The organism is Helicobacter typhlonius, from assembly GCF_001460635.1.
Taxonomy (GTDB): Bacteria; Campylobacterota; Campylobacteria; order Campylobacterales; family Helicobacteraceae; genus Helicobacter_C; species Helicobacter_C typhlonius.
In genome coordinates, this window is sequence record NZ_LN907858.1 from 722,116 (window position 1) to 743,748 (window position 21,633).

21 protein-coding genes, 1 tRNA gene and 1 pseudogene are annotated in these 21,633 nt (G+C 40.5%); 8 read left to right on the forward strand and 15 right to left on the reverse strand.

What is annotated here, in order from left to right; genetic code table 11:
• Positions 1 to 14: 14 nt before the first annotated feature.
• The 15 genes from nuoN to BN2458_RS03695 all read right to left on the reverse strand — a co-directional run bounded on the left by nuoN (position 15) and on the right by BN2458_RS03695 (position 14,803).
• Positions 15 to 1,484: an NADH-quinone oxidoreductase subunit NuoN gene (nuoN, locus tag BN2458_RS03625; protein ID WP_034326135.1), complete on the reverse strand. Its 1,470-nt coding sequence runs from the start codon at positions 1,482 to 1,484 to the stop codon at positions 15 to 17.
• Between the two features lies 1 nt (position 1,485).
• On the reverse strand, positions 1,486 to 3,057 hold the full coding sequence (locus BN2458_RS03630) for an NADH-quinone oxidoreductase subunit M (RefSeq protein ID WP_034342243.1): 1,572 nt from the start codon (positions 3,055 to 3,057) through the stop codon (positions 1,486 to 1,488).
• On the reverse strand, positions 3,054 to 4,928 hold the full coding sequence (gene nuoL, locus BN2458_RS03635) for an NADH-quinone oxidoreductase subunit L (protein ID WP_034326132.1): 1,875 nt from the start codon (positions 4,926 to 4,928) through the stop codon (positions 3,054 to 3,056). Before nuoL ends, BN2458_RS03630 begins: the two co-directional genes overlap by 4 nt.
• Positions 4,929 to 4,932: 4 nt before the next feature.
• The gene (gene nuoK, locus BN2458_RS03640; protein WP_034326129.1) at positions 4,933 to 5,235 is read right to left on the reverse strand and encodes an NADH-quinone oxidoreductase subunit NuoK; all 303 of its coding nucleotides are present in this window, start codon (positions 5,233 to 5,235) and stop codon (positions 4,933 to 4,935) included.
• Positions 5,228 to 5,752 (reverse strand): NADH-quinone oxidoreductase subunit J, encoded by a 525-nt coding sequence (locus tag BN2458_RS03645; RefSeq protein WP_034326128.1) that lies wholly within the window; start codon positions 5,750 to 5,752, stop codon positions 5,228 to 5,230. Before BN2458_RS03645 ends, nuoK begins: the two co-directional genes overlap by 8 nt.
• Entirely contained in the window at positions 5,745 to 6,440 is a 696-nt protein-coding gene (nuoI, locus tag BN2458_RS03650) for an NADH-quinone oxidoreductase subunit NuoI (RefSeq protein ID WP_034326125.1), read from the reverse strand. Before nuoI ends, BN2458_RS03645 begins: the two co-directional genes overlap by 8 nt.
• Before the next feature lie 9 nt (positions 6,441 to 6,449).
• The gene (gene nuoH, locus BN2458_RS03655) at positions 6,450 to 7,439 is read right to left on the reverse strand and encodes an NADH-quinone oxidoreductase subunit NuoH (protein ID WP_034326174.1); all 990 of its coding nucleotides are present in this window, start codon (positions 7,437 to 7,439) and stop codon (positions 6,450 to 6,452) included.
• 11 nt (positions 7,440 to 7,450) lie between these two features.
• Positions 7,451 to 10,000: an NADH-quinone oxidoreductase subunit G gene (locus BN2458_RS03660; protein WP_034326123.1), complete on the reverse strand. Its 2,550-nt coding sequence runs from the start codon at positions 9,998 to 10,000 to the stop codon at positions 7,451 to 7,453.
• Entirely contained in the window at positions 9,997 to 10,848 is an 852-nt protein-coding gene (locus BN2458_RS03665) for a hypothetical protein (RefSeq protein WP_052082055.1), read from the reverse strand. The genes BN2458_RS03660 and BN2458_RS03665 overlap by 4 nt, the downstream gene beginning before the upstream one ends.
• Positions 10,845 to 11,072 carry an NADH-ubiquinone oxidoreductase subunit E family protein gene (locus tag BN2458_RS03670; protein ID WP_034326122.1) on the reverse strand — a complete coding sequence of 76 codons (228 nt, stop codon included), beginning with the start codon at positions 11,070 to 11,072 and terminating at the stop codon, positions 10,845 to 10,847. The genes BN2458_RS03665 and BN2458_RS03670 overlap by 4 nt, the downstream gene beginning before the upstream one ends.
• 11 nt (positions 11,073 to 11,083) lie before the next feature.
• Complete coding sequence (gene nuoD / locus BN2458_RS03675; RefSeq protein WP_034326120.1) at positions 11,084 to 12,313, reverse strand: NADH dehydrogenase (quinone) subunit D; 1,230 nt, start codon at positions 12,311 to 12,313, stop codon at positions 11,084 to 11,086.
• The gene (locus tag BN2458_RS03680) at positions 12,310 to 13,053 is read right to left on the reverse strand and encodes an NADH-quinone oxidoreductase subunit C (protein ID WP_034326119.1); all 744 of its coding nucleotides are present in this window, start codon (positions 13,051 to 13,053) and stop codon (positions 12,310 to 12,312) included. Before BN2458_RS03680 ends, nuoD begins: the two co-directional genes overlap by 4 nt.
• A 12-nt stretch (positions 13,054 to 13,065) precedes the next feature.
• Positions 13,066 to 13,575: a NuoB/complex I 20 kDa subunit family protein gene (locus tag BN2458_RS03685; protein WP_034326117.1), complete on the reverse strand. Its 510-nt coding sequence runs from the start codon at positions 13,573 to 13,575 to the stop codon at positions 13,066 to 13,068.
• Positions 13,557 to 13,961, reverse strand: coding sequence for an NAD(P)H-quinone oxidoreductase subunit 3 (locus BN2458_RS03690; RefSeq protein ID WP_034326116.1), 405 nt, complete (start codon positions 13,959 to 13,961; stop codon positions 13,557 to 13,559). Before BN2458_RS03690 ends, BN2458_RS03685 begins: the two co-directional genes overlap by 19 nt.
• Positions 13,962 to 14,086: 125 nt before the next feature.
• Positions 14,087 to 14,803, reverse strand: a complete 717-nt coding sequence (locus BN2458_RS03695; protein WP_034326115.1) for a YebC/PmpR family DNA-binding transcriptional regulator — start codon at positions 14,801 to 14,803, stop codon at positions 14,087 to 14,089.
• 249 nt (positions 14,804 to 15,052) lie between these two features.
• Between BN2458_RS03695 and BN2458_RS03700 the strand changes: the two genes are divergently transcribed.
• From BN2458_RS03700 to BN2458_RS03735, 8 genes and pseudogenes are all read left to right on the forward strand, one after another.
• Positions 15,053 to 16,390 (forward strand): S41 family peptidase, encoded by a 1,338-nt coding sequence (locus tag BN2458_RS03700; RefSeq protein WP_034342295.1) that lies wholly within the window; start codon positions 15,053 to 15,055, stop codon positions 16,388 to 16,390.
• A complete protein-coding gene (purC, locus tag BN2458_RS03705) occupies positions 16,390 to 17,100 on the forward strand; it encodes a phosphoribosylaminoimidazolesuccinocarboxamide synthase (protein WP_034326112.1) in 711 nt (236 codons plus the stop codon). Before BN2458_RS03700 ends, purC begins: the two co-directional genes overlap by 1 nt.
• Positions 17,101 to 17,142: 42 nt before the next feature.
• The gene (gene purS / locus BN2458_RS03710) at positions 17,143 to 17,385 is read left to right on the forward strand and encodes a phosphoribosylformylglycinamidine synthase subunit PurS (protein WP_034326110.1); all 243 of its coding nucleotides are present in this window, start codon (positions 17,143 to 17,145) and stop codon (positions 17,383 to 17,385) included.
• Positions 17,382 to 18,053: a phosphoribosylformylglycinamidine synthase subunit PurQ gene (purQ, locus tag BN2458_RS03715; protein ID WP_034326109.1), complete on the forward strand. Its 672-nt coding sequence runs from the start codon at positions 17,382 to 17,384 to the stop codon at positions 18,051 to 18,053. Before purS ends, purQ begins: the two co-directional genes overlap by 4 nt.
• Positions 18,054 to 18,057: 4 nt before the next feature.
• On the forward strand, positions 18,058 to 19,254 hold the full coding sequence (locus BN2458_RS03720; protein ID WP_231944849.1) for a hypothetical protein: 1,197 nt from the start codon (positions 18,058 to 18,060) through the stop codon (positions 19,252 to 19,254).
• Positions 19,238 to 19,966: a lysophospholipid acyltransferase family protein gene (locus tag BN2458_RS03725; RefSeq protein ID WP_034326108.1), complete on the forward strand. Its 729-nt coding sequence runs from the start codon at positions 19,238 to 19,240 to the stop codon at positions 19,964 to 19,966. Before BN2458_RS03720 ends, BN2458_RS03725 begins: the two co-directional genes overlap by 17 nt.
• 16 nt (positions 19,967 to 19,982) lie before the next feature.
• Positions 19,983 to 20,058: transfer RNA gene (locus tag BN2458_RS03730), tRNA-Ala, on the forward strand.
• Positions 20,059 to 20,127: 69 nt separating this feature from the next.
• A pseudogene (locus BN2458_RS03735) lies at positions 20,128 to 21,180 on the forward strand (quinone-dependent dihydroorotate dehydrogenase); the annotation flags it as partial.
• Between the last annotated feature and the right edge of the window lie 453 nt (positions 21,181 to 21,633).

Genomic DNA, 21,633 nt, shown 5'->3' on the forward strand with positions numbered 1-21,633 from the left:
GCTAAAAGCAAAACCTAAAAGCCACTATTTCCTATATAAGTCGCTACAACTTCAAGCAAATTTTGGACCATAAATATACAGCACAAACTGATAATGGCGGTAATGGTTAGGGCAAATATGCTAGAAGTCTCCATTTCTACGCGATAAGGCACAGCGTCTTTGGGCTCTTTAGCGAGGACATACACGACAACTTTGAGGTAGTAAAATGCTGCGAGAGTGCTATTAAATGCCATAAGTAGAGCTAGGATTATGTAATCTGTATTGAGCACTGCCTGCATAAGATACATTTTCCCCCAGAATACACAAAAGGGTGGAATGCCACCAAGTGCAAACATAAGGAGCGAGAGCAAAGCCCCAAGAGTGGGATTTGTCTTTATTAAACCGCTTAAAGATTCAAAGCTATGGGAAGTGTCGTTATTTCTAGAATCTATGTAGAGCCATAAAATGCCAAATACGCCGAGATTTGCAAAGACAAAGAAGAACCAATACAAAAATACAATGCCCGGAGCATCGATAAGAATAGCACTAAGCACAAAACCAGAATGTGATATGGAGCTATAAGCTAACATACGTTTAACATCTTTTTGCACGAGTGCTATGAGGTTTGGTATAGTCATTGTGAGCGCTATCATTACATAGAGCGTATATTCTACAAATGGGTTGTGAGCGTGGATAAAGATACCAAAGATTCTAATCAGCACGCCAAGTGTGGCAATCTTTGGTACAATGGCAATAAACACTGTAAGAAGGGCATTTGAGCCTTCATACACATCTGGTCCCCAAGTGTGGAAAGGCACGATAGAGATTTTGAATCCTAGCGCAACGAGTAGGAATACAAATCCCGCATACACGAGAGTGTGAGGCTCATAGGTATGTTCCTGCAAAAACACACTAATGCGCGAAATCTCTAAGCTACCCGTAGCCGCGTATAAAAGGAGCGCACCAAAAGCAAATAAAGCTGTGGCTAATGCGCCAAGCACAAAATATTTTATCGCCGCTTCAAATGCCGAAGTTTTGTTATGAAGCGCAATCATCGTATAAATACTTAAAGAAGCGCATTCTAAGCCTAGGAGGATAAGGATAAGATTCTCACTTGATACCATAAAGCCAAATCCGGCGATAGCAAAGAGCAAGAGCGCGTAAAACTCTGCGCCTTGTGTCTCTGTCCGCGTATTTTTGTGCATTAAAAAAAGCAAGATAATAAAGCTAGAGAGTAGGATTAGAATCTGCACGAGGATTGAAATACCATCAACAAGCAGGAGATTAAAGAATCCAAGCTGGGGTTGTGGGCTACCCTCGAGGAACAAAAAGCCAAGATTCAAAATTACAAAAAGCATACTAATGGCAATATACAACTCGCGCGATTTTGCTTTATTGAAAATCCCAACCCCTAGCAACACAATGCCGCCAACGAGCGAAATACACATAGGGATAAGAAGTGCTACATTTAGCTGTGTGAAAGAAAAATTCATAGATTCTGGCATTTTAATCTCCTATGTTTGGGATAACAAGTACCCCTTCGTCAAAATCATCGGGGGCGCTTTTGTAAATAAAGATATTTTGCTCTCCCATTTTATTGCGCTCTGTCGTGGTGCTAGGATTTGTCGGCGTAAGTATGGGGAGTAGCGTCTGCACACTCGTGCTAATAGGATTAAGCAGTGGCTTAGGATACACACCAAAGCAGATAATAATAGCCACAATAGGTGCAAACACGATTTTTTCCCTTAGATTAAAGTCTTTGAGGGTGCTATGTGTAGGAGATATATTGCCTAAAAATACTCTTTTAAAGAGCACGAGCATATAAATTGCACCCACAAAGAAGCTACTTCCGGCTAAAAATGCGATGATTGGATTGACTTGGAAAATCCCATAGAGGCAGAGCACCTCGCCCACGAATCCCATAGTCAATGGCAGTCCCAAAGAGCACATCATTACAATACCAAATGTGCTGCTAAGCCTTGGCATACTATGGGCAAGTCCTTGAATCTGTGATATTTGTTGCGTTTGTGTGCGCTCATACACAGCACCTACGAGGAAAAAGAGTGTAGCTACCACGAGTCCGTGTGAAATCATAAAAAATACAGCCCCGCTTAATCCCTCTGTATTGAGCGAAAAAAGTCCTAGCACGATGATACCCATATGCGAGATAGAGCCATAGGCTAAGAGGGTTTTTGCATCTTTTTGCACGAGGCTTAACATTGCGCCATAGACGACCATACCTACACATATAATGCTTACGACAAGAGTAGCCCAGCTACTCGCGTCTGGAAAAAGAGGTAAGACAAAGCGCAAAAGCCCGTAAGTTCCCATTTTACTCACAACGCCCGATAGGAGTGCAGAGCCAATCATCGGTGCTTGCGTATAGGTATGTGGTTGCCACGAATGAAGTGGAAAGAGTGGAATCTTCACTGCCATACCGATAAAGAATGCAAGGAAAAGCCATTTTTGGAGCTGTGTATTAAAAGAGATTTGATACCAATCAAGGAGGTTAAAGCTCCACACACCCATAAAGAGCTTGTATTGATAGGCGAAATACAAAATTCCCACGAGCATAATGATTGAACCGCCAAAGGCATAGACAAAGTATTTAATGGCAGCGTAGATTCGCTTCTCACCTCCCCAAATGCCAAGTAAGTAAAGCACGGGAAGCAATGAAAACTCCCAAAAAATGTAAAAGAGCATTACATCAAGTGCGCTAAACACACCCATAATAATGCTTTCAAGGAATAAAACCGCAATAGCAATAGAGGTTTTGATATATTTAAAAAGCGATAAAGCAAAGAGTGTGAGAAGCGCATTGAGCGTGATAAGAAAGAGTGAAATGCCATCAACGCCCACAGCATAGGCTACACCAAAGGAATGAATGATTTCTATGTGACTATAAAACTGAATCCCACCATAATTAATATTAAATTCACTCCACAAAAGCAATACAAAGAGCAGTTCGAGTGCGGCGACAATAATCGCAAAAACGCGACCTTTCTCGCCTTTTAATACATATAGAATCACCGCGGCAAAAGCCGGAAAAAAGATAATAATACTTAAAAGATAATTCATAACTGCCTCCAAGTAAAATAACACACACATACACAGAGCAAAATACCTAATCCTATAATCATAAGTGTCAGCATACGCGTTAGTGAGCCATTTTGCACGAGTGAGAGTTTGCCTCCTAATGCTTTTAAGAAGTATGCAATAGAATCTGCAAAATAATCAATGCCTAATTCTACTTTTTGCCATAGGAAATAGGCGCATTTTTGATAGGGCTTTATGAAAAAAATCTCATAAAGCTTTGGTATGTAGTAGTTATTAATAAGAATCTTATAGATAAATGTTCGCTCCCAAAAGCTACTAAAGCCGCCTTTGGCGTATTTGATAATACTGAATAGGGCTATAAGGCACACGAGGGTTAAGGTAGCACCAATAAGGAGCAAATGCGTTTGGGCTGGTAATTCTGGCAATTCATAGGGCAAGTGTGTGCTTAAGAAGTTTGAAAGCACCCCACTAAGCCCGGCAATCATAGAGAGAATGGCAAGTGGTAACATTGCAAGGAGCATATATAAATACGCCTCGTGTGGGTGTTGCGCGTGGTTTTTAGGCACGAAAAATACGAGCATAAGCAGTCTAAAGCTGTAAAATGCTGTGAAAAGCGCAGTGATAAATAAAATAGTCCATATAAATGTATGCTGTGAAAAGGCGACTTCGAGGATTAAATCTTTTGAGAAGAAACCTGCAAATGGATAGATTCCAGCCAATGCCACAGAGGCAATAGACATTAGAATCATCGTATAACGTAGCGGTTTATGCAAACCACCCATTTTGGTAATATCAAGCTTATCGTCCATAGCGTGCATTACATTCCCAGCACCAAGGAATAGCAGGGATTTGAAGAATGCGTGCGTGATGAGGTGGAAAAGTGCTATCCAATACGCCCCAAGCCCAGCAGCGACAAACATATAGCCGAGTTGCGAAAGTGTAGAATAGGCGATAATGCGCTTTAGGTCTTTATTTACAAGTGCCATACTCGCGCCAAAAATTGCCACAAATGCGCCGAGTGAAGCGATGAAAAAACCTACATCGGGAATCATTTGATAGAGTGGATTTGTGCGCACGAGCAGATACACGCCAGCGGTTACCATTGTTGCCGCGTGGATAAGCGCGGATACAGGCGTTGGACCCTCCATCGCATCAGCAAGCCAAGTGTGGAATGGAAACTGCGCGGATTTACCCATAGCACCTATAAAGAGCAATGCACCAACCCACATAAGCAGACTTGAATCAAACTGCTCGTTTTGTAATGCGAGAAAGATTTCTCCATATTTGAGGCTTTCGCAATGATATACAATAAGAAAAATACCAATAATAAGGGCGAGGTCGGCGATTCTATTTATCACAAAGGCTTCAATGGAGGCAAAATTTGCACTCTCTTTTTCATACCAAAAGCCAATGAGGAGATACGAACATAGTCCCACACCTTCCCAACCAGCAAAGAGTCCCAAGAGATTATCGCTCATTACGAGCAACATCATCGAAAATACAAACGCACTCAAATAGCTAAAATAACGATTGAATCCTTTATCATTTTTCATATAGCCAATAGAATAAATATGCACCATTGTGGAGATAAAGCTCACCACAACCATCATACTCACGCTTATGCTATCAACCATAAAGCCAAATGAGCTATAAAAATCCCCCGCTTCAATCCAATCTAAAAAATCGATATAAACGATGACTTCGCTTTGATACACAGCAATAAAAAGTAAAAGCGAGGCGATAAAAGACACACAAAGTAGGAGTGTAGGCACGATACCCGCAATCATACATTTTTGCATATGTCCAAAAAACGCGCTAAAAACCGCACCAATAAGTGGGGCAAAAAGTGCTATATACACCATTTGCACGAGTGTTTCACTTGTAGGTATCATTATGCTATCCTTTGAGAGTTTCTAAAGTGCTGACATCAAGTGTGCGATGCTTTTTGTACCAAATCACTACAAGTCCCAAGCCCACAGCGATTTCTGCTGCGGCAATAGCAATAAGAAAGAGTGCGAAAATTTCGCCTTGTAGGTCATTAAGATATGAAGCCACGGCAACAAAGCCGATATTGACGCTATTGAGCAAAATTTCAGTAGAAAAAAACAACATAAGAATATTGCGCCTCCTTAATATGCCAAAAAGTCCTATGCAAAAGCATATAGCCGCTAAACTCAAGTAGTGATTAATACTAACCATTCTCGCTCCTTTTTACACTTAATACAATTCCTGCCACCATAGCCACGAGCAACATAAAAGCGGCAATTTCAAAAGGTATAAGATATTTTGTGAAAAGCACATAGCCAATCATTTGAATATTATTCATATCTGCTATATCGATAAGCTTTTGTGAATCCGCAATAGTTTCGAGATTATTCCCCACAAGTGGCATACCAAATGCCCCAACAAGCACTATGGCAATTCCCACACACAGCACGCAAGCCACCCATTCATTTTTGCGAGATTGCACTACTTGCTTTGAGCTATCAAAAAACATCATTGCAAACGCATATAGAGCAACTACCGAGCCTCCATAGACAACAATCTGCACCGCACCCAAAAATTCCGCATCAAGCACAAAAAATATACCAGCGACAAAAACCATTCCACTCGCAAGAGCTGTCATTGTGTATAAAATCTGCGATGAGCAAACAACGATAAGAAAGCTCACGATACATAATGTGCTAAAGAGATAAAATGCTATACTCTCAAACATCTTTGCCCTCCTGTTTGTCTTGCTTTGTCTCTTGTGCAGGAGATGTTGCACTGCTAGTTTGATTATCTTCTTGTGTAAGGATTTGTGAATCTTGCAAAGCAATTTGTTTTTCTACAATTTCGCTTAGCGGCGTCTGTTTCACGCGCGTATCAGCGTTAAAGGATACAGAGCCAAAGCCGCTAAATTCTATTGGCGAGGAGGTAGATTCTAAAAGTGTGCTTTTGTTTCCAAAAAGTGCCCTCTGTTCGCTTGCGCTCTCAAATCTCCCGCTATGCACGATAGCAAGCTCTGGGCAAACTTCCGCACATAGTCCGCAGTAAATACAGCGTCCAAAATTGATACTATAATTTAGAATCTTTTTGCGCCCGTCCTCGCCTCTATTGGTAAGGATTCGTATGCAGTTGCTCGTGCAGATTTTCTCACATAGTCCGCAGCCAATACACCGCTCATTTTCGGATTCTAAAAGTCTTTGTAATGTATGCACTGCACGGTATCTTGGACTTAATGGTGCAGTTTCTAGCGGATAGTGTATCGTTACTTTTGGAGATAAAAATGCGCCAAAAGATCTTTTGAGTCCAGCAAAAAGATCAAGCCCTAGAGTTGTTTTGATACTTATAGCTACGCGCGTGAGAAAGGCTTGATTTTCACGATTTTTGCGAGGTGCTAAGACATAATAATCTTTTTTCATTCACATCTCCTAAAATAATAAAATGCAGCCAGTGAGGAGCACATTAAGCAACCCGAGAGGAAGCATAATTTTCCAGCACATACGCATAAGCTGGTCGGGGCGCACGTGCGGGAATGTCGCCCTTACCCACATAAATAAAAAGATAAAAAAGCAAACCTTGAGTAAAATCGCAATGCCACCGGGGATAAAGCCCCAGTCGTTAAATCCTCCACAAAATATGAGACTTAAGATAAAGGCAGTGGCAAACATATTTGCATACTCACCGATAAAAAACATTCCCCATTTTAAGCCGCTGTATTCGGTCGCAAACCCTGCAGTCAGCTCGGTTTCGTGCTCGAGCAAGTCAAAAGGCGTGCGGTTAAGCTCTACATAGGCGGCAATAATGAAAAGCACGAAAGCGAGAGGTTGTTTAAAAATGAGCCAATCAAGCATATTGCCTTGCTGATAGGCGTTTATATCTATGAGCGATAACGAGCCAACGAGCATAAGTGGCGCGAGGAGAGAAAGAAAAGTAATCACTTCAAAGCTTAAAAATTGTAGAGCTGCCCTTGCACCACCGATGAGCGACCATTTATTCCCCGAGCTTAGTCCGGCAAGGAGTGGTGCATAGATACCACAGGAGCTCACAGCTAAGATAAACAGAATCCCCACATTGATATCAGAAATAATAGGTGTAATCGTGTGTCCAAAAAGCTCAAATTGAGGGAAAAAGGGTATAGGTGCCATAGCGACAAATGCGGTAATTGCAGCGAGTGATGGCGCAAGGATAAAAATAGGTTTAATGGCATTTTGGGGGATAATATCCTCTTTGGTAAAGAGTTTGATGCCATCAGCAAGCACTTGCAATAAACCATAGGGTCCCACATAGTTTGGTCCTATGCGTCTTTGAAAAAATCCCAGTATCTTACGCTCTAAATATGTGCCAAACCCTGCGAGTGCAGAGAAAATAAGCAGGACAACGATAATTTTTAAGATTGTCTCAATAATGCCACCTGTCAAATCACTCATTTTTAATCCTTATGTGTAATATGTAAATTCGCCCAAGAATGCGAGGCAAAAATCTGCTCTGCGCCACGAAGTAATGGGCTAACAAGGAAGCAAGATGTGTTGAGACGATAATCGACAAACACCACCCCGCGCACTTCATTTACAGAATCTGTGAGGCAAACACACTCGCCCTCTTTGAGCCCAAGCTCCTCTAAAAATACTGCACTTACATAAATGCCGACTTTATTTTGTAAATGCACGCTGTGTGCTGTGTAAGCATTAAACTGCGAGGGAGAATTGAGTGCATACGCGTTGTAGGATTTGATATCTGGCAAGATAAGTGCTTTAGATTCTTCACCCATAAGTGGCGTGATAGATAAGGACTTAAAGCGATAGCCTCGCATATCTGTGCCATCATTTAGGAATCTATTATCAAAATCATCAAATTCACAGCCACAAATAAGGCTCGTGTAATCAATCAAATAATCGCCTTTCATATCAAACGCTTTAGCAATATCGCTCAAATCATATCCCTTGAAAGGTAGGGCAGGTTTAAGAGGTAAGATTCTAGAATCTATGCTTGTGTAAGTGCCCTCTAATTGATTAATTGCTGGGAGGATAAAATCTGGCGCAATTTTTTGCGTAAAATCCTCCGTGTGTGCGTATTCTTTGGGGCTAGATTCGCTTATGTTAGAATCTACGCAAGATGTGGAGCTTTTGCTAGATTGAGAATCTGTGTTGATAAAATTAGATTCACACACAAAATCGCCACTGGTGCGATAACCGACACTAAAGCTATTTTCGCTTTTTTGTTTCTTAGGGCTTAGGTTGCAAATCATCGCTAGTCCTAGCGCATTTGCAAATGGTGGCACAAGAAGCACCTTGATAAAGCCTTTAGATTCTAAAATACCGAGTATTTTGGCTAAAACCTGCGCTTGTGAATCCGCATACACATCTGCACCAATCGCCACTACAGGCTGATTTTGGCATACCAAACTTAAGGCGGCTAAATGTTCGCTGCTGATATTTGCATCACTCAAAGCTTTATAGGTAACTTCCTCTTTCATCTCCTCAACAATTTCTGTGGTTTCTGTGCTTATCTCCTCTCCCACCTCGTTTGTTGTTGTGATTGTCTTTTTCACCTCTTTTTGCACCGGTGTTTGCGTAATGCACTTGCTTTCAAGGATTGGCTTTATTATCTCCTCAAGCGTTTGTGTTTGCGAATCTTTATCTGGATTTGTAAGCAAGTAAGCAAGGGCTAAGCTCCCCACAGCCACATTAAGAGCGTTTGGGTGGTAATTTATGCTACTAAGATTCTTGCTTAGATTTTGTATGAGGCTATCACTTAATGGGTGCATATACACCGCTTGCGAACCTTTAGAAATCCTTAATTTGTTATTCAACATATAACGCAAAGTAGGCACTTCATAGTTTATCGCACTACCGATAATCACCACATTTTGGGCTTCCTTAAAATGTGACAGATTGTTGAGCGTGGCTTTTTGCACGTGGGTAAGAAATGCGTTGATAAAGTGCTTGAAATGTAGCGCTTCCTCATTATGTAAGGTGCAGTTGTGAATCTTGGCGATGTGATTAAGTACAAACGCTTCTTCATTGGTTGTTTGATTGCCCACATTAATGCTTGTGGCTTTTTTGAACGCATCAATCGCAGCTTGGAGATTTTGACTTGGATTCACACTTGAGCTCACATCATAGCCATATCGCCCCGCACCGCAAATAGGGTTAAAGTAAAAATCATTTTTTACACGATAAATATGCGGTGTGCCGAGTGTATCATTATGGCGCACCTCATAGATAACCTTACAGCCCATAGGGCAGTGGATACAAGTAGATTCTATCTTTTTGAGCTCCCACGCATTCGCCTTATATTTAAAGTCATTTGTGCTTAAAGCCCCCACAGGACACACGCTAATACACTCACCACAGTCAAAACAAGGTGTATCGCCCACGAAATCAATGAGTGCCTTTTGCTTACGCGACCACACGCTTAGTGCATCTTTTGGCATTGAATCTTTCCACAATGCGCTATCGACCGCGTTTAAATCAGCTTTTTGAGCCTTGAGATTTGCCTCACCTAGATTATCCTTGCAGGTGGTCGCGCAACGCTCACACATAATGCAAAGATTTGGGTCATAGACTGCCTTTGCCCACGACTTATGTGCTTTATGGTTTTCTTTGATGTGATAGTTTTGTGATTCTACTTTCATTTTAAGCGTGTAGTTTTGTAGCTCGCATTCCCCGCTTTTGTCGCAAACACCACATTGCAAGGGGTGATTCACATCATAGCTTTGCATAATAGCGTTGCGCTCTTTATTAATTTCCTCTGTGTGCGTGAGGATATTCATACCTTCTTTTGCCTTGCTGTTGCAAGAATAATTGCGTTTGCCATCAATATCCACCATACAGAGCTTACAAGCCATAGTGGGCGAGCAGCCGGAGAGATAGCAAATAGTGGGGATTTCTATGCCCTCTCTACGCGCGATTTGCAGGATACTCTCGCCCTCATTGCACGAGAGTGTGCGTCCATTGATTGTGATAGTAATTTTATTCATAGTATCACCTCGACTTTTTTATAAGGATAGCCTATGTTGTTTAGCGTGGAAGTATAAAGCATAGCAATCGTGCCTTTTTTGGTGTTATCACACTCACACACGGCATCAATGCGGTTAGATTCAAAGCTAAGGGTAATGTGCTGCTTGGATTTGAGCTTGAGCGCGGGGGCAAAGAGTGGCGGAAGTGTAAGTGTATTTATAGAATCTTTGCTAACTGCGCTATTTGAATAGGGCAAAACATATATAAAATTTCCATTGGATTCAGGCAAATCCTCACATATTTGCAAAGTATTCTGTGCTTTGGAATCTGTGCTATTTGAGGTGTTTTTAAAATCTATATGAGAATCTAAAATCTCTGGCATAATAATATCAATATGCCTGCTCTTACCGAGTATGCCACATATCAAGGCAATATCCCTTGCATTTGGGTGAAAGGCTAGTTCAGTGCCAAGCACGAGTGCAAGGGTTTTTTTTGAAACTTGTGTGTGTTGTGTGATAAACTCTAGTTCCTCTTCAGCGAGATTGGTTTCAGAAGATAGATAACCCATATCTACTTGCTCTAGCGATGTTTGAAGCTCATTTGTTTTAGAATATTCGCCTTCAAGCAGATGTAAAAGCGTGTGGGCAAGAAGCCACATTACGCCAAATTCCGTGCCAACTTCATAGCGCAAAGATTTTATAGCTTTACTCTCATTGATAAAAAGCGGATGTAGGACAAAAAGTTGCTTATCCGCAGGAAGGGTGTGCCAAAAGTAACCAAAGCTAAGGATTGTATCATAGTCTGCAAAATCCTTTTTTATAGGCTTTTGTGAAGTTTGAAAAATATGTGTAGCAAAGGATTGTATCACTTTTGCCTCCTTACTACGATACTCCAATCCACCTCGTTAAAACGTAGGCTATTGAGCAACTCATCACCACGATTAAGGATACAATCAGTAGCTTTTTGCACATTTGCAAAATCTCTTACCTCGAAAAGAAAAATCCCCACCTCACCACTCTCTAGGCTATCACACAGCTCGTTTAAGCGATTTTCAAAGTCATTTGATAAATGTCGCAAATCATATCGTTTCATTAGAATCCCCTTTATCTATCGACTTCGCCAAAAACGACATTTGTCGAGCCAAGAATAGTCGGCACATCAGCGAGATAATGTCCCACTAAAAGCTCTTGTAATGCACCAGTGTGGTAAAAGCTCGGGGTTCTAATTTTGAGGCGATGAGGAGAGGGACTGCCTTGAGAATGGATAAAGAAACCCAACTCACCTTTGGGAGATTCAGTAGGTACATACACTTCGCCCACAGGTGGGCGCATACCCTGCGTAACAAGCACGAAATGCTGCATTAGTGAGTAGTTTTGCGTCATAATATCCTCTTTGGGTGCGGAGATGTAGCGCGCATCTTTTGCCATAGTTTCCGGACTCGTGCTAGGGTAGAGAGCAACGAGCTGCTTTAGAATCTTTAGCGATTGATACACTTCCTCAATATAGAGCTGATACCTCGCGTAGCAATCACCCTCATTTGCTACAGGCACTTCAAAATCAAGCTGTGAGTAGAGCTCATAAGGATTGTGTTTGCGAATATCCCATTTGATACCGCTTCCGCGCGCCATAATACCACTTAAACTCCATTGCTTGACAAAATCTTGTGAAATCACACCCACATTTTCAAGGCGAATGCGCCAGATTCTATTTTTATCGAGTAATCCACGCACTAAATCAAGTGTTTTAAGCACACTCTGTGTCCATTTTTCTACACTCTCTATAAAATTATGGGGCAAATCAAGTGGCACGCCACCGATACGAATAGCATTGTGCGTAAGTCTTGCCCCGCAATAATCCTCCATTAAATCCAAGCCATACTCGCGCTCGATAAAGCAATATAAAAAAATAGACAAAGCCCCAACATCCATTCCGTGTATGCCAAGGAAGAAAATATGAGAGATAATGCGATTAATTTCTAAAAGCATTGTGCGGATAACTTGCGCCCGAAGTGGCACTTCTACGCCGATGAGCTTTTCTACCGCTGCAGCAAAAGCGTAATTATTGCTCGTAGCAGCGATATAATCAAGTCTATCGGTAGTTGGCATAAATTCATTATAAATCATATTTTCAGCCATTTTTTCTACACCGCGGTGCAAGTAGCCAATATCAGGCGTGGCTTTTATGATTTTTTCGTGTTCTAGTTCTAAAATGAGGCGTAATTGTCCGTGTGCAGAGGGGTGCTGTGGTCCAAAATTAAGCACCATTTTATCATTCTCTTGTTCAAAAAAGATATTTTCAAAATTCGGCTTTAATTTCGTGTAGTTCTGCTTCATCTTCGCGCCTTTAATTTTGTGTTTGTCTTGAGGGATTTGATGAGTGGGGGCGTTTTTTCCTCTTGAAAAGTGAGATTAAAATCAATTTCTGCAAAGTCTTTGCTATTTTGCCTATCAATTCTCGCGCTGTCTCGTTGCTCCGCGCCGATAATCTCGCGATATTCCTTACCAAAGATTCTATCTATTTCATACCATTGTGCGTATTCATCGCCTTGCAAAGGATAGGATTTAAGGAGTGGATGCCCCACCCAATCGTGTGGCATAAGCAGTCTTTGTAGGCAGGGATGTCCTTCAAAGATAATGCCAAACATATCGTAGCACTCACGCTCACTCCAATTTGCACTTTTAAAGAGTGAAGCAACCGATGCGATATTTTGCCCTTTTTTGATTTTTGTTTTGATTTTTAGACGTTTTGAGCTCGTATCTTGGAGATTCAAAAGGAGGTAGAATAATTCAAATTCATTGCTTTCCTCTATCTTATCAATCGCGCTCATCTCTGTAAGTGCGGTATAACCCAATGCGTGAAGCTCGGCAATGAGTGCGAGAAGTTGTGTAGATTCCACCCAAAGTGTTGCAAAGCCATTTTCTATGTAGCTCTCTGTAATGGGTGTGCTGATAGCTTTTAGCTCATTGTCAAATCCCTCAAGCGGGATTCTTGGTGATGTAGGGGTAACATCAAAGCGGTGCGTATAATACACGCTTTTTTGTGCGTTGGCTTTAGGAGGATTTTGTCGTATCATTTTGTCTCCTTGCTATACAAGTCGCTTTGGTACTTTTTGTGGAATGGCTTTATTTTTGCGAATCTTTTGCTGTAAAGCCATAATCGCATATTGCAAAGTTTCCGGGCGAGGAGCGCAGCCGGGCAAATAAATATCCACTGGTATGATTCTATCCACGCCTTGCACGGTGGAGTAGGTATTAAACATTCCACCGGTATTAGCGCAACTTCCCATAGAGATTACCCATTTTGGTTCAGGCATTTGGTCATAAAGTCTGCGGGCAAATTCAGCGTGTTTTTTAGTAAGAGTGCCAGAGATTATCATTAAATCCGCTTGTCGAGGCGAGGCACGAAAGATAGAACCGAATCTATCAAGATCAAAGCGACTCCCACCTGTTGCCATCATTTCAATTGCGCAACAAGCCAAGCCATAGGTTAAGCCCCATAATGAATTGCTGCGCCCCCAATTTAAGAACTTATCCACGCTACTTAGCGCAATAGGTAATCCTGCACTTTGTGTATAATTTACTTGATGTTTTGCCACGATAACGCTCCTTTTTTCCACGCATAAATGAATCCTATCACTAAAAGCGCAATAAAACTTAGCATTTCAAAAAATACGAAGTTGCCAAGCCCCATATATGCAAAAATCTTAAAATCAATAGCCCACGGAATCATAAAAATCACTTCAATATCAAAAAGCACAAAAAGCAGGGCGAAGATAAAAAAATGCGTGGAGATTCTGTTTTGCTGTTTTGCTGGAGTTGGTCCGCACTCATAGGTAGAGACTTTGAGTTTCTCTCTTTCTTTTTTAGCAAGTTTGCGCGAGATAATGCGTTGCAAACGAAGCGTGAGCGTGAAAGCGATGCAGGTTAGCACAAAGAGTATAAAAACACCAAAATATGGGTGCTCAAAGGTAGAATGGCTCATTTTATTCCTTATACATCATTTGATAGTGCGATTGTAATGTGTAGATTCTAATAAAAAGCTTATTTGGTAAAAAAATATTTTACAAAAGCATAACATCGGGTTACTTTTTTACTTTATTTTTTTATTTATTGGATGTTTGTATAAACCGCCTGCACATCATCATCTTCCTCAATCCTATCTAAGAGCTTTTCAATCTCCTGCATTTGCATCTCATCAAGCGTGATGGGAGAGGTGGGAATCCTCTGCAAACTCGCCTTAAGCAGAGGAATTTTTAAAGATTCAAAACCCTCATTTAAGGTGCCAAAGTCCTTATAATCACCATAGGCGATATAATACACCCCTTCTTCGTCCTCTACACTCTCTAGCTCCTCTAATCCATAATCAATCAGTGCGAGCTCTAAATCAGCAATATTTTCTTGTGTGCGAAATTCAAATACACTCTTGCGCGCAAACATAAAATCCACCGAACCATTAGTAAGGATATTTGCATTTGGGGTTTTATTGAAATAACTTTTGATGTTTGCTATCGTGCGCGTGGGATTATCGGTCGTGCATTCGATAAAAATTAGCACGCCATAAGCAGCCTTGCCCTCATAGGTAATTTCACTAAAAGTGCCGTCTTTGCCACTTGCGCGCTTAATGGCGGCATCGATATTATCCTTTGGCATATTTTGTGCCTTAGCGTTTGCAATAGCGGTGCGGAGTTTTGCATTCATCGTGGGGTCAATACCGCTCTCCTTAGCAGCGTAAGTGATTGCTTTTGCGAGTTTTGGAAAAACCTTACTCATCTTGTCCCAACGCTTTTCTTTCGCGGCGCGGCGGTATTCAAATGCTCTTCCCATAGTATTCCTTCTATAAAATCTTGCTTTTTTTTAGAAAAGAGCGCATTATAACCTAAAGATTCTAATACAATCTTTAGAATCTGCTCGTGTTAGTATTCTATAAGAATTTCATTATGATATTAGCTGTGTAATTTATGCAGATTCTAAAAACTTCATTCACAATAAAATTACATAATTAAAAAAATATATAGTTTTTTTGAGATAAAATGGTGCCTTTTAAATTTTTATCACATTTTCAAGGGTAATATAATGATGAATAAATCGCGCGTTGTTTTATCGGGCATTATCATTTCATTGTTGGTAAGTTCTGCGCTGTTTGTGGGGCTGGTGGCTAATGAGACACAAAAAGTTAAGCCAAATTCACAAGAAAATAAATTAGAATCTTTCAAAAAACTGCGTCGTATTATGGCTATTGTGGAGGAAAATTATGTCGATGAGCTAAGCTTTGATGAGATCGCGAATAAGGCAATTGATGGGCTTTTAAGCAATCTTGATGCACATTCTACCTACCTTAATAAGAAAAAATTTGATGATTTGCGCGCCAATATTGATGGTGAGTTTGGTGGCATTGGTATCACGGTGGGCTTAAAAGATGGTGCTTTGACAATTATTGCACCTGTTGATGGCACACCCGGAGACAAGGCAGGGTTAAAAAGTGGCGATGTTATTGTGAAGGTAAATGACAAAAGCACGATTGATATGAGTATTGATGATGCAGTAAATCTTATGCGTGGCACACCTCGCACAAAGGTGGAGCTTACTATTGTGCGTAAGGGTGAAGCAAAACCTCTAAATTTTAGTATTGTAAGAGATATTATCAAGATGGATTTTGTAAAGGTGCGCAAGATTCAAGATACTGATTTTGCATATGTGCGTGTAGCATCGTTTGATAAAAATGTAACGCGGAATGTATTAAGCTCGCTCAAACAAATGGGTAAAGTAAAAGGTATTGTGCTTGATTTACGTAATAATCCGGGTGGAGCACTTGACCAAGCAGTTGATTTGAGTAGATTATTCATCAAAAATGGTGTGATTGTTACCCAAAAAGGACGCAATAAAAATGACAACGTTGAATATAGAGCAACAAATGCTCCTTATGCTTCTGTGCCTATTGTTGTGCTTGTTAATGGTGGAAGTGCAAGTGCAAGTGAGATTGTCGCAGGTGCATTACAAGACCATAAACGTGCCGTGCTTGTCGGAGAACAAACTTTTGGCAAAGGCAGTGTGCAGACCATTATGCAAATAGACCAAAATGAGGGCTTGAAGCTCACAACGGCAAAATATTATCTTCCTAGTGGCAGGACGATTCAAGCTGTGGGCGTTACACCGGATATTATTGTGTATCCGGGTGCTGCGCCGGAGAATGAAAATAACTTCAATATTAAAGAATCTGATTTAAAGAGACATCTGCAGGGGGAACTTGAGAAAGTCAATCAACAAAATACAAAGACAAAAACTGACAATGAAGATAAAAAAGTCCTAAGTGAAAGTGCGATTTATCAAGACATTCAGCTTAAAAGTGCGATTGATGTACTTAAGGCGTGGGATGTGATAGGCGTTACAAAACTAACCAACAAGGGGAAATAATGGCAAAGACAAATATGCTCTATGAAGGCAAGGGTAAAAAACTTTTTGAAACAGATGATAAAAATGTGCTACTTGCGGAGTTTAAAGACGACTTGACTGCTTTTAATGCAGAGAAAAAAGGTTCTGAATCTGGCAAGGGTGCGTTAAATTGTCGCATTAGCACTTTGCTTTTTACGCTTTTGGAAAAAGAGGGTATAAAAACACATTTCATAAAACAAACAGACGATAACAAAATGTTATGCAAGAGGGTAAGTATTATCCCCATAGAAGTGGTTACGCGCAATATTGCCACTGGTTCACTCACAAAGCGCTTAGGTATAAAAGAGGGGAATGTGCTTCCTTATCCACTTGTGGAGTTTTACTACAAAGATGATGCACTAGGTGATCCGCTTATTAACGATGAGCATTGTGAGATTTTGGGCTTAATCAAAGAGCGGGGTGAGATTCATATCTTAAGAGAGCAGGCGCGTAAAGTTAATGATGTGTTAAAGGCATTTTTTGATAAGAGGGATTTGAAACTCGTGGATTTCAAGCTTGAATTTGGACGTGATAATGAGGGGAATATTATTCTTGCCGATGAGATTAGTCCTGATAGTTGTAGGTTCTGGGATAAAAGTACGAATGAAAAGCTTGATAAAGATAGATTTAGACAAGATTTGGGTAATGTGAAAGTCGCGTATGAAGAGGTTTTGCGCCGTATTTTGACATAATGGCGTAACATAAAAGTGATAAATTAATGTAGAGGGCAAATAATGAAAGTAAAAGTGCTTGTTTGTTTGAAAGAGGGGGTGCTTGACCCTCAAGCGAAAGCTATTTTTCACGCGCTAAGTGCGCACGGGTTTGATAGTTTGCAAAATGTGAAGCTTTCAAAAGAGATTATTTTGGACTTGCAGGAGAGTGATAAGGACAAGGCACATTCACTCGTGCAGGATATGTGCGAGAATCTACTCGCAAATGTTGTGATTGAAGATTATAGTATTGAGATTTTGCAATGAATGTGGCTATTATCCGCTTTCCTGGCACGAATTGTGAGTTTGATACGCAATATGCTTTTGATATGCTTGGTGCAAAGACCCATATCGTGTGGCACAAAGATGAAACCTTACCACAAGATTCACATTTGGTAGTGATAGCAGGAGGTTTTAGCTATGGGGATTATTTACGCTGTGGGGCGATAGCGCAGTTTTCACCCATTATGAAAGCCATCAAGGAATTTGCTTTGAATGGTGGCTATGTGCTTGGCATTTGCAATGGCTTTCAGATTCTATGCGAGGCTAGACTCTTGCCTGGGGCTTTAAAACGTAATATAAATTTACACTTCATTTCACAAATGCAAACCCTAAAAATTGTCAATAAGGACAATGCTTTTTTGCGCTCTTACAGCCTCAATCAAGAGATAAATTTGCCCATAGCCCACGCCGATGGCAATTATTTCATTGATGAAGCGAATTTAGAATCCTTGCGTAAAAATGAACAGATTCTGCTTGAATATGTGGATAATCCCAATGGCTCTGTGGCAAATATTGCTGGAATCTGTAATAAAAAGAAAAATGTATTTGGCTTGATGCCCCACCCTGAAAGGGCGATTGAAAACATATTGGGAAGTCGTGATGGCATAGCAATGCTTGATAATCTATTGCAGATTTCACATAAAGGATTGTAAGAGAATGGATTCTAAAAAATTGATTAAATTCTTGGCGATAGAATCGAGGTTTATAGAATCTAAGATGAGGAATGAGATAATGATGTTCAAAACAAGCGGAGCGCTTAAAAATATCGTATGTGCTTTACTGATTTTACTTACTGGTATTAGCTCTGCCTTTGCTACTGGGGAAAATGAAAATATCACTCCAAAAATAGCCTATGTCAATGTCTCCTTTCCTAAGACAGATACAAGTCTCTATGTAGGGCAAAATATTGAGGTAAAATATACTCTCACGCTTCTTTCTGGCGCGAAGCTTGTAAGCACTGATGTGCTTGATATGAGCACAAAAAATAATGTAGTATTGAAAAATAAAAATGCTTCTTGGCAAAGTGACACCAATGGTATGCTTTCTAGCACCTATGTGTATAACATTGTTGGTAAAGATGTAACGATACCACCCTTGAAAATAAAGGTGGTTTCTGCTGACTATGAAGAGGAGCTTATAGCACCGGGTGCGACTTTGCGGGCTGTAGAACTAACGAGCAATGCAAATTATATTTCTGTAATTGCGGATTCTTTTGAAGTGGTAGATTATCGTGCAAAAGAATATGATGAGAATAACAATATAGTGATTTTTCAGTTTGAAAGCATAGGCGCGGTTTTAAACACGATGAAAATCGCCCAATATCCAATGCAAGGTTTAGAGGATAGTAAAGTTGTTGATGGTGTAACTTATGGAATCTACTATGTTGTGCTTGATAAATCCATAAGGCAGCTTTCTTTTGACTATTTTAATATCACTCAACATCAGTTTGTAAATATCAATCTGCCTATTAATATCTTGCAAAACACCATTGAAGAGGGCGGAGACATCAAGCCACGCAACACCATTTTGATGTTTAAGAATCTGCTTGTGGGTGGGCTTATTGTCTTTGTGATACTCGTGTGGGTTGTATTTAAAAAATTGCGTAAAGTAAGTGCGTTTGCATTGCTCGTGCTTGTTTTGCTACTCGGGTATAATGTATTTTTTAGCGCGACTTCGGGCGTGGCACAGGTAGGTGCGAGTGTGAGTATTGTCCCCACACATAATTCTACGATTACAGAGCTTATCAAAGTGCCTACGCGCGTGGCGATTATCGGGGAATATGAGGACTACTATAAGGTAATGATAGAATCTAAAGTTGGTTGGATAAGGAAAGAATATGTTAGCAAAAATTAGAGGCATAGTGGCGACACTCTCAATTGCATTGTATTTGCCTATTATTATTGTGCAGATTTACCTCACGCGTAACAAGGAAAATGGTAGAAAGGCAAGAAGGCAGTGCCGCTGGTTTTTTTCGCTGAATGGCTTAAAGGTAGAGCGTATCGGCGAGTATGACAAGGACGCACAGCTTTTTGTAATAAATCACCAAAGTGTTACAGACATTATTTATTTTGAATCCTATCACCCTGCGAATCTTTGTTGGGTAGCGAAAAAACAGCTAGGAGAGATTCCAGTTTATGGACATGCACTCAAAGCTCCAGATATGATATTGATTGATAGAGAGGATAAAAAAAGTATCGTATATTTGCTTAAAGAAGCAAAAAGACATCTTGCTCAAAACCGCCCTATAGCCATTTTTCCCGAGGGCACGAGGAGTAAGGGAGATGAGGAGTTTTTATCTTTCAAATCAGGGGCTAAGATTCTAGCTTCTAAGCTTAATCTTAGGATTCAGCCCGCAGTGCTTATCGACACGCGCAAATTGTATAATAGCTCACCCATATCAGTGCAGACAAATACTGCAAGAGTGGTGCTTATGGAGGCTTTCACACCAGATTTTAGTGATGAAAATTGGTATGAAAAGCTGCGAGAGAGTATGCACGAAGTATATTTGAAGCATTATTATGAGCTAAATCAGAATCTTTTAAGCGATAACAAGGCAAAATCCTAAGCTTTTTAAGACTTTAGGGGTGTTAGCTCAGTTGGGAGAGCGCAACGCTGGCAGCGTTGAGGTCAGGGGTTCGACCCCCCTACACTCCACCAAATAGTTTATTTTTTTTTACTACAATATGCTTTTATTTTGTCTCCAAATTTTAATTACAGAGGTGCTTTATGTCAATTTATCAAAAGTTATCCCCATATCTTTTTAAGCTTGATGCAGAAAAGGCGCATAATTTTGCGGGTTGGACGCTTAAAAATATCGTGCCTTTACCATTTATACAGGATTTTGCAGTGTCGCGGTATTGCGTTTTTGATGAGAGTTTGCATACAGAAGTGGCAGGTATGAGATTCTATAATCCTATCGGCTTGGCAGCTGGATTTGACAAGAATGCGAGTATGGTAAAGGGGTTATCTGCGCTTGGGTTTGGTTTTTTAGAGATTGGCACTATCACTCAAGCACCACAAGAGGGGAATCTAAAGCCTCGCCTCTTTCGATATATGCAAGAGAGGAGTTTGCAAAATGAAATGGGATTTAATAATGAGGGCTCACTCAAAATTGTGAATAGATTAAAAAAATTTTATCCTTACAGCATACCCATTGGTATCAATGTGGGTAAAAATAAGATTATCGAGCAGAGTGATTCGCTCAAGAATTACGAGAATGTATTGCTTGATTGTATGGAAGTGGGGGATTACTTTGTGTTTAATCTCTCTTCGCCTAATACACCGCATTTACGTGATTTGCAAAATGTGAAATTCGTGCAAGAGCTTTTCAGTATGGCACGCTCCCACATACAAAAACCGATTTTTGTGAAAATATCCCCAGATATGAATAAAGACGAAATGCTAAAAGTGGTAGAAATGGCTATCAAATGTGGCGTGAGCGGGGTGATTGCTACAAATACGACCATTGATTATACTCTCATAGAGGGCGCAAAGCAAAGTGGTGGCTTAAGTGGGGCTGCTTTGAAAGAAAAGTCAAAAGAAGTACTAAAGATTCTTAGTCAAGCATTTTTTGGCAAAGTGGCTATTATCTCTGTGGGTGGTATTGATAGCGCAGAGGAGGCTTATACGCGTATAAAGCTTGGCGCATCGCTTGTGCAAGTTTATACTGCGTTGGTTTATCAGGGTCCAAAGCTATGCAAAAATATCAACAATGGCTTATTGCAGCTTTTAAGGGCAGATGGTTTGAGTAACATCAGCGAGGCGGTGGGATATGATATTGCAAATAAACCTAAGACACGCAAGAAGAGGGCAAGTGATGAGGCAGATTCTACATCTATAGAATCTGCAAAGCTAAGGAGTGGAGATTCTACGCAAGATAAACAGGAAGTGCAGACAAAAGGGCACAGAGGGCGCAAAAAGAAGGATAGCAGTGCGAAGACAGCAACAACATCTACAGAAAAAAAAGCTAAAACGGAAGAAAAAAGCGTCCCTCGTAAGAAGGTAGGCAGACCTCGAGTCAATAAAGAGGATTCAGAATCTACTCCCGCGAAATCGCGCAAAGTAGGCAGACCTAGGAAGATTGTCGAGAAAGATGCAAATCTTTTATCCATAGCAACTAAAGCGAGTGATAAAAATATAGAGTCTGTTTCAAGCACCACTCCTATAAATGTGGTTGTAGAGCCACAAAATAAACCTGTGGAAAATGTAGATTCTAATAGAGAGTTAGTCGGT

Bases quoted from the DNA above. Each gene is read 5' to 3' on its own strand.
- BN2458_RS03660 (WP_034326123.1), bottom strand. From the start codon at position 10,000: ATGAATAAAATTACTATCACAATCAATGGACGCACACTCTCGTGCAAT.
- purS (WP_034326110.1), top strand. From the start codon at position 17,143: ATGAAAGTAAAAGTGCTTGTTTGTTTGAAAGAGGGGGTGCTTGACCCT.
- BN2458_RS03725 (WP_034326108.1), top strand. From the start codon at position 19,238: ATGTTAGCAAAAATTAGAGGCATAGTGGCGACACTCTCAATTGCATTG.
- nuoI (WP_034326125.1), bottom strand. From the start codon at position 6,440: ATGAAAAAAGATTATTATGTCTTAGCACCTCGCAAAAATCGTGAAAAT.
- BN2458_RS03690 (WP_034326116.1), bottom strand. From the start codon at position 13,961: ATGAGCCATTCTACCTTTGAGCACCCATATTTTGGTGTTTTTATACTC.
- BN2458_RS03645 (WP_034326128.1), bottom strand. From the start codon at position 5,752: ATGTTTGAGAGTATAGCATTTTATCTCTTTAGCACATTATGTATCGTG.
- BN2458_RS03670 (WP_034326122.1), bottom strand. From the start codon at position 11,072: ATGAAACGATATGATTTGCGACATTTATCAAATGACTTTGAAAATCGC.
- nuoN (WP_034326135.1), bottom strand. From the start codon at position 1,484: ATGCCAGAATCTATGAATTTTTCTTTCACACAGCTAAATGTAGCACTT.
- BN2458_RS03720 (WP_231944849.1), top strand. From the start codon at position 18,058: ATGGATTCTAAAAAATTGATTAAATTCTTGGCGATAGAATCGAGGTTT.
- BN2458_RS03700 (WP_034342295.1), top strand. From the start codon at position 15,053: ATGATGAATAAATCGCGCGTTGTTTTATCGGGCATTATCATTTCATTG.
- purQ (WP_034326109.1), top strand. From the start codon at position 17,382: ATGAATGTGGCTATTATCCGCTTTCCTGGCACGAATTGTGAGTTTGAT.
- nuoD (WP_034326120.1), bottom strand. From the start codon at position 12,313: ATGAAGCAGAACTACACGAAATTAAAGCCGAATTTTGAAAATATCTTT.
- BN2458_RS03680 (WP_034326119.1), bottom strand. From the start codon at position 13,053: ATGATACGACAAAATCCTCCTAAAGCCAACGCACAAAAAAGCGTGTAT.
- BN2458_RS03630 (WP_034342243.1), bottom strand. From the start codon at position 3,057: ATGAATTATCTTTTAAGTATTATTATCTTTTTTCCGGCTTTTGCCGCG.
- nuoL (WP_034326132.1), bottom strand. From the start codon at position 4,928: ATGATACCTACAAGTGAAACACTCGTGCAAATGGTGTATATAGCACTT.
- purC (WP_034326112.1), top strand. From the start codon at position 16,390: ATGGCAAAGACAAATATGCTCTATGAAGGCAAGGGTAAAAAACTTTTT.
- BN2458_RS03695 (WP_034326115.1), bottom strand. From the start codon at position 14,803: ATGGGAAGAGCATTTGAATACCGCCGCGCCGCGAAAGAAAAGCGTTGG.
- nuoK (WP_034326129.1), bottom strand. From the start codon at position 5,235: ATGGTTAGTATTAATCACTACTTGAGTTTAGCGGCTATATGCTTTTGC.